Below are 16,689 nucleotides of genomic sequence, written 5' to 3'. Positions count from 1 at the left end.
CGACCACGATTGTCCTACAAAAGTCCTAATGAGTGAGCAGGTTGAGACTGGTTAATATTGAATGAGCAAAACCATTGAACCATTTAAGACAAAACCATTTAAGACAAGAGCATGCAAAATAAAGCCATGCAAAATAGGACGACAACCATAAAACTTAAAACCACAATGTGACAATACGATAACGGCTTAACTTATGACCACCACATTTTATACGATTGGACATTCGACCCGTAGTCTTGATGAGCTGATTGAGATGCTTCAAGCGGCTGATATCGAATTACTCATCGATGTGCGCAGCTTTCCTCGTTCTCGTACCAATCCTGTTTTTAATATCGATACTTTTCCACAAGCGCTCAGTCAAGTTGGTATCAGTTATCAGCACTGCACCGACCTTGGCGGGCGACGTCCAAAACAAAGGCAGGTCGATGAGCAGATAAATGATTTATGGCGCGTGCAAGCTTTTCATAACTATGCAGATTATGCGTTGAGTGATACTTTTCAAGCCGCTCTCGACCAACTCATGCAACTGGGAAAAAAACAGCGTCTGACCCTGATGTGTTCTGAAGCAGTATGGTGGCGTTGCCATCGGCGTATTATTACCGATTATTTACTTCTGAGAGGCCATAGGGTGGATCATATCATGGGCGTTGGTCGCTTAGATCTTGCCAAACCAACACCAGGAGCTGAGCTAAATAGTCAAGACCAATTGGTTTATCCAGCGGTATAAAAAAAGGGTTAAAAGAAGATACGCTGTTGGTCCCTTCTTTTAACCCTCATTTTCAATAAACCCGCATTTCTAATAGACGCTAGTGTCGTTAAGTGTTTGCTGATTTCTATTGTTTAGATTTAGCGTTTTCTTGCTGCTTTCGCGCTTCAATCTTTGCCGCTTTACGCTTTTCTATAACGTCCATCACATCGCTACCAATATGCGCTTCGCCGCGCTTTTTCGCCAGCTGCATTTGATGCTCGCGCTCACGGAATCGTGCTTTTTGCTCGTCAGTGGCTTTATCGATACAATGCGGGCAAGATTCGCCTTTGATATAAGCCGCACTTTGCATGTCATCTTGAGTAATGGGCATACGACAAGCAAAGCATTGCTCATAGCTGCCTTTTTCTAAGTTATGATTGACCGAAACCCGATTGTCAAAGACGAAGCAGTCGCCTTGCCACATAGAGTCGCTGGCAGGCACTTCTTCGAGATATTTTAGGATGCCGCCTTCTAGATGATAGACCTCTTCAAAGCCTTGCTCGCGCAAATAGGCTGTAGACTTCTCACAGCGGATACCACCGGTACAGAACATCGCAACTTTTTTATGCTTAGCGGGGTCAAGCTCTTTTGCGACGTACTCTGGGAACTCGCGGAAGGTTTCGGTATTTGGGTTGACGGCATTTTGAAAGGTACCGATTTGCACTTCGTAATCGTTACGCGTATCAATCAAAATAACCTCAGGGTCTGAGATAAGCGCATTCCACTCGCTTGGTTTTACATAACGACCGACCGATTGCAAAGGATCGATATTTTCTACGCCCATTGTCACAATTTCTTTTTTCAGCTTCACCTTAGTACGATAAAAAGGCTGAGCATCAGTATAAGATTCTTTGAAGGTAAAACTGCCAATCGCTTCGATACTACGCAGGTAGTCAAGGACGGTGTCAATACTTTGGCGCGTACCAGAAATCGTCCCGTTAATGCCTTCAGCGGCAATCAACAAAGTGCCTTTGACCTCATTCTCAAGCATGGTATTTAAAATTGGCTCGCGATATTGCTCAAAATCTGCAAAGCGCGTGAACTTATAAAGAGCGGCAACGACGATGTTATTGGTGACGCTATCGTAGGCTGGGGCTGACTTACTATCGGTCAGATTGGTATCCGCATTGCTATTTTGAATGGTACTCATATTTTTCTCCTGCTGGCTAGGTCGCAAACCTAGTGCGTTGGGTTAGCAGTCTGGTTCAAATAAACACGCTATTGTGTCATCCTCGCTTGATGTACTTTGGGTACAATCTGTGCTCGGCTTCCTTATATCGCATTCATTTGAAATAGACTTGGTTGGTTTAGAATGAGATATAACACTAGCGTAATTGTGGAATTGGCTAATGCGCGCGTAGTGTAGCAAATTTGGCAAGGTTTTTGAATCATTTAATGGCTGATGACATCGTTCAAGATATCAACGACTCATGACAGAGATTCTATATGAGTGATAATAGTCTTTAGGCATTTATCCGATGAGTAGAGCTTGCTATAGTAGACGTTTGCTCATCATCTTGACCATATTTATTTCATTGTAAAGGCGCTCATATGTCTCTGTTCCAATCTATCGTCATCGAAAAGTATGTCCGTGAACTTGATAACACTCAGCTAGAGACAGCATGGCAGACTTTTAGCCATTGTTTTTTAAACTTATCAAAGCAAGACAACATCCGCCTAAGTAAAGAAGAGCAGTATCAAGAAGGCTTTTTGCGTGACTTATTCGTCGATGTCTTTGGTTACACGCTAAATCCCAATCCTGACTATGATATAACGACAGAATTCAAAAACCAAACGGGCAGTAAAAAGGCTGATGGCGCGATACTCAAAGACGGTCATGCTATTGGCGTGATTGAGCTAAAAGGTATGAATACCACTGACCTTAGCAAAATTGAGCAGCAAGCTTTTGGCTATAAAAACAATCAACCTAAGTGCCGCTATGTCATCACCTCTAACTTTCAAAAGCTACGTTTGTATATCGATAATGCGGTTGAGTTTATAGAGTTCAATCTATTCACTTTGGCTCAAGAGGACTTTGCATTACTGTATTTATTGCTCAATCGCGACAGCATCATGAACGATTTGCCTGCCAAGCTCAAGTCGGCATCATTGTCTCAAGAAGAAGCGATAACTAAGCAGCTTTATAAAGATTACTCGGTGTTTAAACGTGAATTATTCAATGATTTGACCACCAATAACCCAAGCGTAGACAATTTAGTATTATTTCAAAAGTCACAAAAATTACTCGATCGGCTACTGTTTATTTTCTTCGCTGAGGACAGTCATCTGTTGCCTGCCAACTTTGCAAAGGGAATCATCAGCGAATGGGAGAAGTGGAAATCGCTAAAAATGACTGTGCCTTTGTACGATAGGGTCAAAGCGTACTTTGGTTATTTGGATAAAGGTCATAAAGATGAGTATAGCGAGATATTCGCCTATAACGGTGGACTGTTCAGCACTGACGAGCTGCTGGACAGCGTCATCATCAGCGATGATATTCTACAGACCCATATCAAGATACTCTCCGAATACGACTTTGACAGTGAGGTAGACGTCAATATCTTAGGTCATATCTTTGAAAACTCATTATCAGAGCTTGATGAGGTAAAGGCGCAGCTGACAGGTGAGGTGGTAGATAAATCGCAAACCAAGCGCAAAAAAGATGGCGTGTTTTACACGCCAAAGTACATCACCAAATATATCGTCGAAAACACAGTCGGCAAGCTTTGTGAAGACAAAAAGTTAGCGTTAGCATTGAATGACGAAGATTATGAGCAAGATATTACTATTAATAAAAGCGGTAAAAAACGAAAAAAAACAGATAAGAGAATCGAAGAAGAAAAGGTAGCTCTAGATAGATTAAATGCGTATCGAGACTGGCTATTACAAATCACGATTTGTGACCCTGCGGTAGGGAGTGGGGCGTTCTTGAATGAGGCGCTAAACTTCTTAATCGCTGAGCATGAGTATATCGTTGAGCTAGAGACTAAGCTATTTGGTAGCGGTCTGGCTTACCCTGATATCGAAAACAGTATTTTAGAAAACAACTTGTTCGGGGTCGATATCAATGAAGAAAGCGTCGATATTGCCAAGCTGTCACTATGGTTACGCACAGCGCAGCCGCGACGTAAGTTGAATAACCTCAATAATAATATCAAATGTGGTAATTCACTGATTGATGATCCCGCAGTCGCAGGTGATAAAGCCTTTAATTGGCAAGCAGCGTTTCCACAAGTCTTTGCAAAGGGTGGTTTCGATGTGGTGATTGGTAACCCACCTTATGTAAGGGTGCAGAATATTGAAAATAATTTAGTAGATTATTATTTCCAAAAATATCAAAGTCCAAAGGGTAAGTTAGATTTGTCGATATTATTTTTTGAAAAGGTTTTTAAATTAATTAACAATAAGGGAGTTGCAGGTTATATATCATCATCTCAATGGATGCAAACAGACTATGGTGAAAATATTCGAAAAATTTTATCTGAAAATAAGTTTTCCGAAATAATAGATTTTGGCTCTCTTCCTGTTTTTGAAGATGTAGAAACGTATCCAGCTATATTCTTTCTTAATAACAAAGAAAATGATTTTTTTCAATATAAGAAGGTGATACATAAAAAAGATTTGAACTTCTTTGGAGTTAAAAATAGTCCGTCCACAGACTATACATTTGATAAGCTATCATCAAAAGCATGGCAGTTTTCTGCATTTGATTTAATAGAAAGTCTAGAAGACAAAAACATACATTATGAACTTCTTGAAAGATTTGCTCCTGCCTATATCGGCTGTCTAACAGGAATGGATGCAGCTTTTGTGGTAAATCAGGAAATTATCGAGAGATATAAGTTGGAAACTGAGATTATCTATCCATATGCTTATCGTGGTCAGGAAGTCTCTAAATATTCTAATACAGAACCTACAGCATCAATTATATATCCCTATTATAATGAAAATGGAGATTCTAAATTAATTGAAATGAATGATTTTATCCAGCTTTTCCCTAATTGCTACAATTATTTGCTTGAGTTCAAAGATGATCTGATGGAAAGAAAGGATAGTCGTAAGAAATATGCTTTTGAAGAAAATTTTTACAGACATCTTCGTGCTGGAAATTTCAATTATATTACACCCGAGAAACTCATACTAAAAGGTGTAGATACTAATTTTACAGTTGGCTTGTTGGGTGCAAATACAGCATTTAATGGTGCTAACACGCCTGCTTTAATTCCAACTGATTCCTCTAATATTTCAATAATGACTCTATTATCAATACTAAATTCAAAGTTAATTTCATTTTACCTCAACCAAATTTGCCCAAAAAAACTGGGTGGTTATTATAGATATAATGCGAAAAATATATCAGCTATTCCAATTATTAGTCCAAAAGATGATGAAGTAATGAATAAAGGGTTATTGGTATCTAAGTTAACACTACAAATGGAAGACTTAACAGGTAAATTTATTCGCACCTTGCAACGAAAATTTGATATCGACAAGCTGAGTAAAAAGCTAGAAAACTGGCATGAACTAACGTATTCAGAGTTCGTCAAAGAGCTGGCAAAAAAGAAAATTAAAATGAGCTTGGGTGATGAAGCGGAATGGGAAGAGTATTTTTTAGCCGAACAGACTAAAGCAAAGCAATTGATAGCAGAAATTGAACGTACCGACCGTGAGATAGATCAAATGGTCTATAAGCTATATGACTTAACCGATGCTGAGATTGCCATTATCGAAGCCAGTTAATGTCAGCATTTATCATTCTCTAAACACAAAAAATCCAGCTCAAAGGCTGGATTTTTATTTTCAAACTAAAGCTGTATGTTGCTAGATTTACTTGCTCTGAAACCAAGTATCGGCTTTACTACGAGCGCTAGCGATGTCTGAGCTTGATAAGTTCAATGCCAACTGACCGATTTTACCGCGTGCTTTGTTACGTACTTTTTCATCAAGCATGCCGTCACGGGCAGCCAAATCGTACCATTTATAAGCATCAACTAGGTTCTTTTGCTTTTCATCTAGCAAGGCAAGCGTATAGCTGGCACGGTTATCGCCGCGCATTGCCGCTTTTTCTAGCCAAACACGAGCTTGTTGTAGGTTTGGTTGGACACCTTCACCGCGCAAGTACATGATGGCAAGATTCAACTGAGCAGGGGCAACACCTTGTTGAGCCGCTTTGGTATACCACTGGATCGCTTGCTGAGTGTTTTGGGCAATCCCTTCACCTTTTTGCAAACGTTTGGCTAAGTAAAACTGAGCGTGATCGTTGCCTTGGGCAGCACGATTAGACAATTCACTGACAGGCATTAGCTCAAAACGTGAGGTATCAAGTGGCACGTTTGATATTAACTCAGCGTTGGCAAGGCCGGCACAAGAAAACAAGGCAGTGAACAACGCAGCTTTTAATAATTTCATAGCAGCTCCAAAATTAGGCAGTTAATAAGCAAAAAGAGTTGTACCGCTAAACATTATCTCGCTAAAGACAGTTAGACGGTGATAACAATTAGGTGAAATCTTGCGATATGAACTTACCTAATTATTAGCAATTTAAATAGTTGTTGAGTATAGCCGTTACCTTTAGTCGGACCGATAAACGGTTAAAATAGAGGTGTGACTGACACTATTTCGCTAGCTTAACACCCAAACTTACGAAACTCAAATACTAATTACACGATTTAATCCTCATCACTACCTTAGTGTCCTTAATAAAATCATAGAGTTACTAAGAGATAATAAAGAGTTAACAATGTATTAAGGTCTAAAAACGTGCGTAATGGCTATTTTTAGATAATTTCAAAGGGGCGTAAACCCTTATTGTTGTAGGTATTATTGTGCTGGTTTTTGTTTGGTCACACGGTAAATAGCGACGTCTGCCAGCAGATTTGGCGCTTGGCGTATCAAGGCTTTCATGAGCGGTGTGTGACCTTTTTCCGAATCACTAACGGCAAAGCGGTTGATGATATGAATGTCATACTTGGCACAAAGCTGCTCAAAGTCTTTAAAGGTACATAGATGAATATTTGGCGTGTTATACCATTCATAAGGCAGCGCTTCTGAAACGGGCATCATGCCTTTAAGCCCTAGATGAAGTCGGTTTTGCCAATGGGCAAAGTTAGGGAAGGTGATGACTGCTTCGCGGGCAACTCGCAGCATATCGAGCAAGAGCACATCAGGCGCTTTCACCGCTTGCAGGGCACGTGCCATGACCACGGTATCGAAGCTATTATCAGCGAAGCGCGCAAGGCCGTCATTCAGGTCTTGTTCAATGATAGACAAACCTTTGGCGATACCATCATTGATTTTTTCTTCGTCAATCTCAAGCCCATAGCCAGTGACGCCGCGATGTTGCTGCAAGTGTGCAAGCAGCTCACCATTGCCACAGCCTAAGTCCAGCACATGTGACTGCGGGGCAATCCAGCGCTCGGCCAGTTGATGATCCATTCTCATGAGCGCACTCCTGTTTGCTGACGACTGTTTTTCGTCTGGCGGTTTTTAGCATGGTTGTCCGTGATAAATGGCGCGGTCAAAAATCCTCTAACGGCGCCCATATAACGGGGAATATCAAATAAGAAAGAGTCATGACCATGTGGCGCATCGACATTGATATAGTTGACAGGTTTGCCAGTCGCCATCAACGCATCGACAATCTCTTGTGAGCGCTCAGGAGCAAAGCGCCAGTCGGTGGTAAACGACACCACTAAGTACTGACACTGAGTGTGGGCAAAGGCCGCTTTGAGCGCCGCTAATTCTTGCTGACGATCGTTTTCAGTGTCAGTTTGAGTTTCGCTGTCAGTTTCATCGCCAGTTGCTAAATTATCAGTTGCTAAGGTAGCTTCAAGCGCATGCTGTGCCGCTTGTTTGGTCGCATTTTTAGTCGTTTCGACAGACGCCGCGATTGAGTCGTCAAGTAGCGATCCAGACTCCGACGGATTTGTAGAGTCTACTGATGGTGCTGTTGACTGGGTTGATGACTGCCCTGACAGATAGCCACGCGTTGGATCAAAATAATCCAAGGCTTTGGTCATCAGCAAATAAGTATTGGCATCGAAATTTTCGCTAAAGCGTTCGCCTTGATAGCGAAGATAGCTTTCAACCTGAAACTCGACATCATAGCCATACATAAATTTGCCAGATTTTAAATCACGACCAAATTTAGCCTTCATCGCATCATCGGTCAAATAGGTGATATGACCAACCATACGTGCGAGGATCAGTCCGCGACGAGGGTAGGTGCCAGCTTGTAAATAGCGTCCATCCTTAAAGTCGGGGTCAGACAATATGGACTGACGTGCGACTTCATTAAAGGCAATATTCTGGGCAGAGAGTTTGGGCGTACTGGCAATGACCACGCAGCGTTTTAAACGATTTGGATAGTCGACCGACCATTGTAGTGCTTGCATACCGCCCATTGAGCCACCGATGATGGCATGCCAGACGTCAATGCCCAAGCGATCTGAGAGCATGGCTTGGGTTTTTACCCAGTCTTTGATGGTAACCAACGGAAAGTCAGGGCCATAGACCTCTGCTTCGCTAGTGTTATCTGCTTGTTTTGCATTGACACTGTCAGGATTAATCGTCGTTGGACCAGTAGAGCCAAAACAGCTGCCAATATTATTGAGACATACCACATAAAAGCGGTTGGTATCGATGGCTTTATTGGGGCCAATCATATTGTCCCACCAGCCGGCCTTTTTATCATCGGCACTGTGCAAACCTGCTGCGTGATGGCTGCCGGACAAGGCATGACAGATTAATATGGCATTTGATTTGTCGCTATTAAGCGTGCCATAAGTCTCTACCATTAAGTCAAATGAGGGCAGGGTGCGGTTGCACTCCAAGGTCAAGGGTTCGGCAAAATGGAAGTTCTGTGGTGTGACGATTCCAACTGAGCCAACGGTATCGACTGAGCTATCCACATAAGCGTGATCTTTTGGGGAGTGGTCACTGGTACTATCAGGACGTGCGTTCAAAGCTACCTCGCAAGACGACAATTATCAATTATCAATAAAAAAATAGGATGGCAATATGCTTGCCTATTGTATGGCGATGCGCGGATGAGCACAACCTTCGAGTTGAGTCTTTCGAGCGCAGTGACCATCCAGTGCGTATCAAATTGTATTAGTGTGCTTTTACCACGCGCTATCGATCTATAAAATGCTACACTCATAACGCAGTCATTCAATAATGACTTAATAATCTTTTACCTCATATTCTTCTTTAATTAACCTAATAATAAATAATACTCTATGAAACCTAAATTGCCCCCACGTATTGCCGTTTTATTGGTCAACCTTGGTACGCCTGATGAGCCGACAGCGCCTGCGGTACGTCGCTACCTCAAACAATTCTTATCAGACCCGCGTGTGATTGAAATCCCAAAATTCCTGTGGGCGATTATCCTAAATCTGTTTGTGTTGCCAAGCCGTCCTAAACGGGTGGCAGAAGCTTATGCCAGTATTTGGGATGGTGACTCGCCAATGCGCAATATCCTGAACCAACAAGTGGCGATGTTAGATACGCGTTTGGCTGAGCAGGCTGCACCATTTCGTGTTTCTGTCCATTCTGCAATGAGCTATGGCAATCCAGGTTTGCCCGATGTGATGGACAAACTGCGTAGCGAAGGCGTTGACCACTTTGTGATGTTACCCGTATTTCCACAGTATTCAGCGACTTCAACGGGTGCAGTGTACGATGCCATTACTAAATGGTCGCTAAAGCAGCGTAACTTGCCTAATATTACGATCGTTAAAGACTACTTTGCGCATCCTTTATATATAAAAGCATTAGCGGATAGTATTCGCCGCTTTCAAGCGGTACATGGCAAACCTGACAAGCTGATGTTTAGCTTCCACGGTATTCCGCAGCCGTATATGGATAAAGGCGACCCTTATCCTAGACGTTGTAAATGTACCGCAGCGCAAGTCGCGCACGAGCTTGGTCTAAAAGATGACGAATGGATTATTAGTTTTCAGTCACGCTTTGGTAAGCAAGAGTGGGTTAAGCCTTATACCGACGTCATACTCGATGAATGGGCTAAATCAGGTGTAAAGTCAGTACAAATTCTCAGTCCAGCGTTCTCAGCGGATTGTCTAGAAACGTTGGAAGAATTGGCGATTGAGAACCGTGAGAACTTTCTTCATGCTGGCGGGCAAGAGTATCACTATATTCCAGCGCTGAATGCCGATGAGGCGCACATAGATTTGTTAGAAGCTATTAGTGCGCCATTGGTCAAAGGTTGGGCAGGCACTTTGGATGGTTGGGCTTAAACGATTGTATTTATTAAACCATAAAAAAATACCGAACATCGTGTTCGGTATTTTTTTGTCTAAACAGTTATCCTAAAAATCATCATCGTTACTACGTTCAGCGGCTTCTCTATCAGCGATATCCATCGCATCTGGATAATCACTGTCATCTAAATTGTCTTGAACCAATACTTCATCGACGCGCGATTCATCGATATTTTGACGATGCATGGGCGTCAATCCTTGCGTTGCATCTGTGCCGACTTCCGAATTGTCAAAGCCCGCGCTATTATCAATGACATCATCATTATCGATGGTATGTAGCATGGGATTGTCTAAATCAACTTCTTGGCTGTTATCATTGATGTCGGTATCACCTTGGATATGATCCATCTCTTCTGGTAACGGCGTTTTTGAATGGTCCATAAGGGTTTCCTTGTTATTAATGGTTATTATTGATGGTTATAAATGGTTATGGTTGATTTTGTTTATAACAATGAGTGTGACGCGTTATGATGACGACTGATAGTAGTAAGGTGTGACAGGATGTTCAAAAAATGTAAGATGAATCATAAATAAGAGGTGCTTAATGGTCGCCAGTAAGAAGGGTTTAATCACATTCTCGTTAATAACAGCCTCGTTGCTCAGTACCACGGTAGGTCTGACGGCTTGCGAACGACTGCCTTTCGTTAATGCTGATAGCACTAGAGAAAAGGTTAAGGTACAACAGCCGCTGGTGATTGATAGCAAACTCCCGACCGCTACGACGGTGATTGATTGCACACAATTAACACCCAAGCAGACGGTGGTGATAAAAGGTCATAGCGCACTCAGTAACAGCTGTGATTTGACAGGCAAGTCGCTACGCTTTGAGCTCAATGAGTCAAACAGTTCACTCGACTGTCGGGGCGCACGGCTTAGTACTATGGCTGATGATTCATCAAAGGCCAGCGCCATTACTATTAAGCCGAAAACAGATAGAGCTATCGATAATATAGCTGTGGCCAATTGTCATGTGGATGGCTATGGTCATGCGCTGCACATTCGCCAATATAGCAACCCCAATCAGCGTTACGCGCGCGGCTTTACCAACCCTGCTGACAACCGCACCCTTGCGCCAAGCAATATCCGCGTCATTAATGTCAGTAGTCGCAATAGTATTAATAGCGGCATGTTCGTCGGAGATCATGCGCATGACATTACTTTTGATACAGTGCATATCCACAACGCAGGCACCGTTGGGCTCTATTTAGAGTTTGGTAGTCGTGATAACGTGATTAAAAACTCTGTCTTCGTCGGTAATGGCTTTCGTACCTTTAAACCCAATCGTGAGGCGATTGCCATTGATTCGTCGAGCAACAATCGTATCGAAAACAATCAATTTATTCATAATGGCGCAGGCAGTATATTGCTCTATCGCAATTGTTTTGAGCATGCCGACGATCCGGCGCGGAGCAATCACTTTAAGCGTACTGAGTCGAGCCGTGACAATATTATCGTTAACAATACCTTTGAAGATGAGCCAGTCGGTGTTTGGGTAGCGTCAAGGCAGTCGCGCAATCTAAAAGGTTTTGAATGCGGCGCTTATTTAGTGAAGCAAACGCCATTTGCCAGCTATCATTTGGACAGTGCTAAAGACAATCAGATTATCAATAACCGTTTTGAGCAGGTAGAGCAAGGCATTATCGTAGAGGATGACGGCACGCTGATTAAGGGCAATAAGTTTGCAGCAAACGTCCGCTTACCTATTATTGTTGGTTCTGAGATTCGGGAAGACAGCGCAGCAGGCGCAGTCAAAGATACGCGGATTGACAATAATACCTTTATCGATAAATCTATCGAGCAGGCTATTGATATTAGACCAGCAAGCAAAACGGCTACTCATATTGAGTAGCCGTCATTGTGATTCACATTAGATAAGCATCATCGCTCATAGATACGATAGCGGATAGGCGCTGCTGTTATTGGGCGCCCACTTTTGTATTGATCCAGCGAATAAGTGGATCAGGAGTGACCTGCGAGAGAGTCTGAAAAACTTTGGCCGGTATACCAACAGAGTAGTGCGTACTTTTTAGCTTACGGTTGGGGCTGGTGCTCAATTTGCATAAAGTCTTGGCCACATCATGGACGGTCAAGTTAATACCTAAACGGTCAATACTGGTGACTTCGATGTCTTTGGTCATGTCGGACTTGACCCAGAGTGGCATCACATCAATGACTTTGATGCCGAGTTTCTCATATTCAATATTGAGACCTTCGGTGAGACCACGTACAAAAAACTTACTGGCCGCATAAGTGGCAACCTCAGGCTGACCATAGATAGCCGATGCCGAGGACACATTGACGATTTTGCCATCTTTGCTCTCCGCCAAATAAGGCGCTAGCTTATGACAACCAATCAGCACGCCCTTACAGTTGACGTCGATGAGCGACAATTGCTCCTCTAATGCTGTCTTTGGCAATGCTCCGCTAACCAGCACACCCGCATTATTAATCAGCGTATCGATGCCGCCAAAGTTATTAATCATTTGCTCGATAGCGCCATCCCATGAATCAGGCTGAGTGACATCTAACTGACCAATAATGATGCGTTTCTTTTTTACGGCCTTTTTAAAGGCTTTGTCTTCGATAGCCTGCTCAAGCGTCGTTGTATTGGTTGCAAATAATCCAACGTTGTGACCTTTGGTGGCCAATCTTTTGGCAGCGGCCAGACCGATACCGCGTGATGCACCTGTAATTAATATATTCATAATGGCTCGCTTTATAGTTATCAATGAGTTAAATCGAGGTGCATTACCAGCTGACTATATGTAGATAAACAGTTACACACAGCTACGGTTTTAATGTAAGGATCAAGACCATCCATTACAATCGTTATCGTCCCTCGTGCTTAGACTCAGTATAACAAACTAATAGACAAGGATTGTGCTTAAGATAATTACTAGTGGCAACCTAACGCTACGTCTATATTTACTTAACAGTTATTGAGTCACCACTATGGGGCTATTGGTTAATATGACTCAATTCAAAGTTTAATTTACGCAATAGGCATGATTCAAAATCGCTTAATTTAAATCGCCATAAATAAACCAACGCGATCACATAAATAATCGTTTCCGCGAACTCTTCGACTATGCCACCCAAAGTGTGGGGGAACATAATAGCGTTCTCTCCCATATATTGTAGTATGGCCAAAGTGGCGACACCAAGATAGAGCGATACGTCTACATCTTTTAGTATTGCCCAAAGGTAGCGCCATGAGTAAATCAATAAGCCAACGCTCATCAGGTAGATTACTAAAAGCACAGCGTCCTCCCACCAGTCATAAGAATGGCTGAGAAGCGAAAAATTACTTGGGATAAATAATTCTGGTAAATAGTTTAACTCACGACGAATGACCGCGACGAATACGAGAACTGAGGCCAACCAAAAGGCTTTAATTTGTTTGACATGACTCTGTGCTACGTACTGCGCGCAGCGTAGCAAGCAAGCTATTAATAGGATAATACTGGGAATTTCAATGAAGCCATCTGTCGCCAAAATAAGGCACTCCTGCTTTTTTTTGAAATAAAAAAGTGAGCCCTTGGGCCCACTTCAAACCGTAAATTGTCTCATAAGACCAGATAATTTAATGTACTGCTATTATACAGCGAAATGCCTTATCATGCCATTATGTAATTTAACTAATCAGTCATATCTCATTGTTAATACTACACAATCAATGCGCCTCATCCCAGTTTTGACCACTATCGGTCTCCACCAATAACGGTACCGCGAAGTCTACATGCCAACCTTTTTCCACGGCTGTCGTCCTTAAGACGTCTTGCATGGCATCGGTAATCAACTGGCTAATTTCATCAACCTTGTCGCTATCCACTTCGAACACCAGCTCATCGTGGACTTGTAGCAGCATTTTGGCTTGCTCTTTTGGCAGTACTTTATCGACGGCAATCATGGCAAGCTTAATTAGGTCGGCGGCAGAGCCTTGTAGCGGCGCGTTAATCGCTGCGCGTTCTGCCCCTTGCTTAACCATACGGTTGCTATGATTGATATCTGGCGTATAAAGCTTACGACCTAATATCGTCTCGACATAGCCTTTTTCATAAGCGCTGGCACGCGTATTGATCATGTAGTCTTTGACGCTTGGATAGCGCTCAAAATACATATCGATATAATCTTGCGCCTCATTGCGGCTCATTTGCAACTGCTTGGCAAGTCCAAAGGCACTCATGCCGTACAACAGACCGAAGTTAATGGCTTTAGCATTGCGGCGCTCAGTGGCGCTGACCTCTTCAACAGCTTTACCTAATACTTCAGCAGCCGTTGCAGTATGAATATCCAATCCTTCATTAAAGGCACGGGTCAAGTTTTCATCGCCTGAGAAATGCGCCATCAGACGCAGCTCAATTTGTGAATAATCCGCAGCCAAAATAACGCGACCTTCTGGTGCGATAAATGCTTGGCGAATCAGGCGACCAGTGGCGGTACGAATCGGAATATTCTGCAAGTTAGGATCAGTGGATGATAAACGACCGGTGCTGGTCAATGCTTGATGGTAGCTGGTATGCACGCGATCCGTCTCCGCATCTGCGACATTATCGAGCGCATCGGTATAGGTGCTTTTGAGCTTGGACAGTCCGCGATATTCCAATGTGATATCGACCAATGGGTGGTCAATCTTTGATAATACCGCTTCGCCAGTCGAGTATTGACCAGATTTGGTTTTCTTGCCACCCGGCACGCCCAGTTTTTCAAACAGCATCTCACCCAGTTGCTTTGGTGAGCCTAAGTTAAATTCTTCACCGGCGACTTCATACGCGCGTTTTTCTAGCGTGATGATTTCTTCATCGAAGCGTTTTGATAGCTCGTTTAAAAATGAGCGCTTGATTAAAATGCCATTTGCTTCCATTTGGCAGAGTATCTCGGCAGTTGGAATCTCTAGCTCATGTAAGAGCTTGGCATTATTTTTATCATCAGCAAGCTTTTCACTAAACAAATCAAACAACTGATAAGTGATGTCGGCATCTTCGCAAGCATAGTCACTGGCGATATCGATGGCGACTTGATCAAAGGTGACTTGCTTGGCGCCTTTGCCTGCGACGTCCTCAAAGCTGATGGTCTGGGTGTGCAAATAATGGCGCGCCAAATCATCCATGCCGTGACGAGTAGCTGCCGCATTGATGACATAGCTGGCAAGCATGGTATCCATTGCCCAGTTATTAGGGCTGGCATGGATAGCGCCTACTAAATCAATACCATAATGACTGAGAATATGCGCGTCATATTTTAGATGTTGACCGATTTTGCCTATTTTTGAATTTTCCAAAACAGGTTTAAGTTTCGCTAATACCGTATCACGATCAAGTTGCTTTGCAGTCAGCTCATCACCTTCCAGACGATGAGTCAGCGGAATATAATAGGCTTCATGCGCTCGCAGGGCAAAAGACAGCCCGACGATTTCGGCTTGACGCCAATAGACGCTGGTCGTTTCGGTATCAATAACGAAGTGCGGTGCAGCCTCTAACAATTTAACCAAGCTGTCAAAGGCAGGCTCGTCTAAAATCGTATGCCATGCTCTATCAGGATTTTTGCTGTCAGTGATATTCTCAATAGTGCTTGATTGTAGCGACTTAGCTATTTGCGCTTGTGACTCGGCATCGGCTTGACTGTTAGCGACACTTTGCGAGCCGTTGGCTGGATGGTTTGGGTGGTCAAGAGACGCTAGCTCGTTTCTAAACTCAAGCTCATTATACAATTCGCGTAATTCATCTATATGGGCACATGGATCGGTATTGATTTTTAGATCGTTCCAGTCTTGACCGATAGCTAAGTCTGTCACGATGGTGGCAAGCTTCCTATTAAACGGAATATCATCAGCATGTTCAATCAAACCTTTGGCACCTCGACCTTTGATAAAACCAATATGCTTTAACATATTGTCGATGTCGCCATACTCAACGAGTAGGTCTTTTGCCGTTTTTTTACCGATACCAGGCACGCCTTTTATACCGTCTGAGGCATCGCCCATCAAGGTCAAAAAATCAATCATTTGATTTGGCATAATACCAAGCTTGTCTACGACCGCTTGAGTGTCCGTGACTTTGCCAGTAAAGCTGTCTTCCAATATTACGCAGTCATTAACCAGCTGCATCATGTCTTTATCGCCGGTGGATATGACGACGTGATGGCCTTGTTCAACCGCACGATGCGCCAGTGTCCCGATGATATCATCGGCTTCTGCACCCTCGATGCGTAACAGTGGAATACCTAACGCGGTCACCAAGCGATGAATATAAGGAATCTGCTCTACCAGCTCTATGTCGATGGGCGGACGAGCGGCCTTGTAATCAGCAGACATATGGTGGCGAAAAGTCGGTGACTTGGTATCAAAGCAAACCGCCATATGAGTAGGGTGATAACGACGCATCAGCTTGAGTAACGCATTGAGCGTGCCACGGATGGCATTGGTGATCAGGCCTTGCGAGTTTTGCATGGTCTTCGGTAAGGCATGATAAGTGCGAAACAGATAGTAAGAGCCATCAACCAAAATAAAAGGCGGCTGATTGCTGTCCACATGACTGGTGTCCATGGTCGCCACATTGGGCATAGTCTCAAAGTTTGGCAAGACGGCAGGATCAATCGCTTGATGGGAGTTGTGGTCACTGTCGGTCATGGAGTCGGTCATAGGATCAGTCATAAAGG

Annotated in this window: 12 protein-coding genes; 4 read left to right on the top strand and 8 right to left on the bottom strand. The window is 43.2% G+C overall.

From position 1 onward, the window contains the following. Positions 1-193 precede the first annotated feature (193 nt). Positions 194-727, top strand: coding sequence for a DUF488 family protein (locus tag AAEY79_RS00305; protein ID WP_025650939.1), 534 nt, complete (start codon positions 194-196; stop codon positions 725-727). A gap of 106 nt (positions 728-833) precedes the next feature. On the opposite strand, the gene AAEY79_RS00300 is transcribed toward AAEY79_RS00305, so the two are convergent. Further along, positions 834-1,898, bottom strand: coding sequence for a rhodanese-related sulfurtransferase (locus tag AAEY79_RS00300; RefSeq protein WP_025650940.1), 1,065 nt, complete (start codon positions 1,896-1,898; stop codon positions 834-836). Positions 1,899-2,299: 401 nt separating this feature from the next. Between AAEY79_RS00300 and AAEY79_RS00295 the strand changes: the two genes are divergently transcribed. Further along, positions 2,300-5,488 (top strand): Eco57I restriction-modification methylase domain-containing protein, encoded by a 3,189-nt coding sequence (locus AAEY79_RS00295; RefSeq protein ID WP_025650941.1) that lies wholly within the window; start codon positions 2,300-2,302, stop codon positions 5,486-5,488. 87 nt (positions 5,489-5,575) lie between these two features. Here AAEY79_RS00295 and AAEY79_RS00290 read toward each other — a convergent pair whose 3' ends face one another. From AAEY79_RS00290 to AAEY79_RS00280, 3 genes are all read right to left on the bottom strand, one after another. Then, the gene (locus tag AAEY79_RS00290; protein ID WP_101210612.1) at positions 5,576-6,157 is read right to left on the bottom strand and encodes a tetratricopeptide repeat protein; all 582 of its coding nucleotides are present in this window, start codon (positions 6,155-6,157) and stop codon (positions 5,576-5,578) included. Between the two features lie 411 nt (positions 6,158-6,568). Continuing rightward, on the bottom strand, positions 6,569-7,189 hold the full coding sequence (gene metW / locus AAEY79_RS00285; RefSeq protein WP_025650943.1) for a methionine biosynthesis protein MetW: 621 nt from the start codon (positions 7,187-7,189) through the stop codon (positions 6,569-6,571). Next, positions 7,186-8,658 (bottom strand): homoserine O-acetyltransferase, encoded by a 1,473-nt coding sequence (locus tag AAEY79_RS00280; RefSeq protein ID WP_201565955.1) that lies wholly within the window; start codon positions 8,656-8,658, stop codon positions 7,186-7,188. The genes metW and AAEY79_RS00280 overlap by 4 nt, the downstream gene beginning before the upstream one ends. A gap of 330 nt (positions 8,659-8,988) precedes the next feature. Here AAEY79_RS00280 and hemH point away from each other — a divergent pair, with 330 nt between their 5' ends. Beyond that, positions 8,989-10,008, top strand: coding sequence for a ferrochelatase (hemH, locus tag AAEY79_RS00275; RefSeq protein ID WP_025650945.1), 1,020 nt, complete (start codon positions 8,989-8,991; stop codon positions 10,006-10,008). 72 nt (positions 10,009-10,080) lie between these two features. Here the strand turns inward: hemH and AAEY79_RS00270 are convergent, their stop codons facing one another. After that, positions 10,081-10,413, bottom strand: coding sequence for a hypothetical protein (locus AAEY79_RS00270; protein ID WP_173239191.1), 333 nt, complete (start codon positions 10,411-10,413; stop codon positions 10,081-10,083). Between the two features lie 163 nt (positions 10,414-10,576). On the opposite strand from AAEY79_RS00270, the gene AAEY79_RS00265 reads away from it, so the two are divergent. Next, complete coding sequence (locus AAEY79_RS00265; protein WP_201616441.1) at positions 10,577-11,881, top strand: right-handed parallel beta-helix repeat-containing protein; 1,305 nt, start codon at positions 10,577-10,579, stop codon at positions 11,879-11,881. Between the two features lie 67 nt (positions 11,882-11,948). On the opposite strand, the gene AAEY79_RS00260 is transcribed toward AAEY79_RS00265, so the two are convergent. The 3 genes from AAEY79_RS00260 to polA form a co-directional block, all read right to left on the bottom strand. Beyond that, a complete protein-coding gene (locus AAEY79_RS00260) occupies positions 11,949-12,737 on the bottom strand; it encodes an SDR family NAD(P)-dependent oxidoreductase (protein WP_101210607.1) in 789 nt (262 codons plus the stop codon). A gap of 253 nt (positions 12,738-12,990) precedes the next feature. Next, positions 12,991-13,527 (bottom strand): hypothetical protein, encoded by a 537-nt coding sequence (locus tag AAEY79_RS00255; protein WP_025650950.1) that lies wholly within the window; start codon positions 13,525-13,527, stop codon positions 12,991-12,993. Between the two features lie 178 nt (positions 13,528-13,705). Next, on the bottom strand, positions 13,706-16,660 hold the full coding sequence (polA, locus tag AAEY79_RS00250) for a DNA polymerase I (protein WP_350587804.1): 2,955 nt from the start codon (positions 16,658-16,660) through the stop codon (positions 13,706-13,708). Positions 16,661-16,689: the final 29 nt, after the last annotated feature.

Origin of the sequence: Psychrobacter sp. GW64-MNA-CIBAN-0177 (assembly GCF_040309585.1) — a bacterium.
GTDB lineage: Bacteria > Pseudomonadota > Gammaproteobacteria > Pseudomonadales > Moraxellaceae > Psychrobacter > Psychrobacter okhotskensis.
Note: the sequence above shows the minus strand (reverse complement) of the source record. Positions and strands in the feature narration are given on the sequence as shown.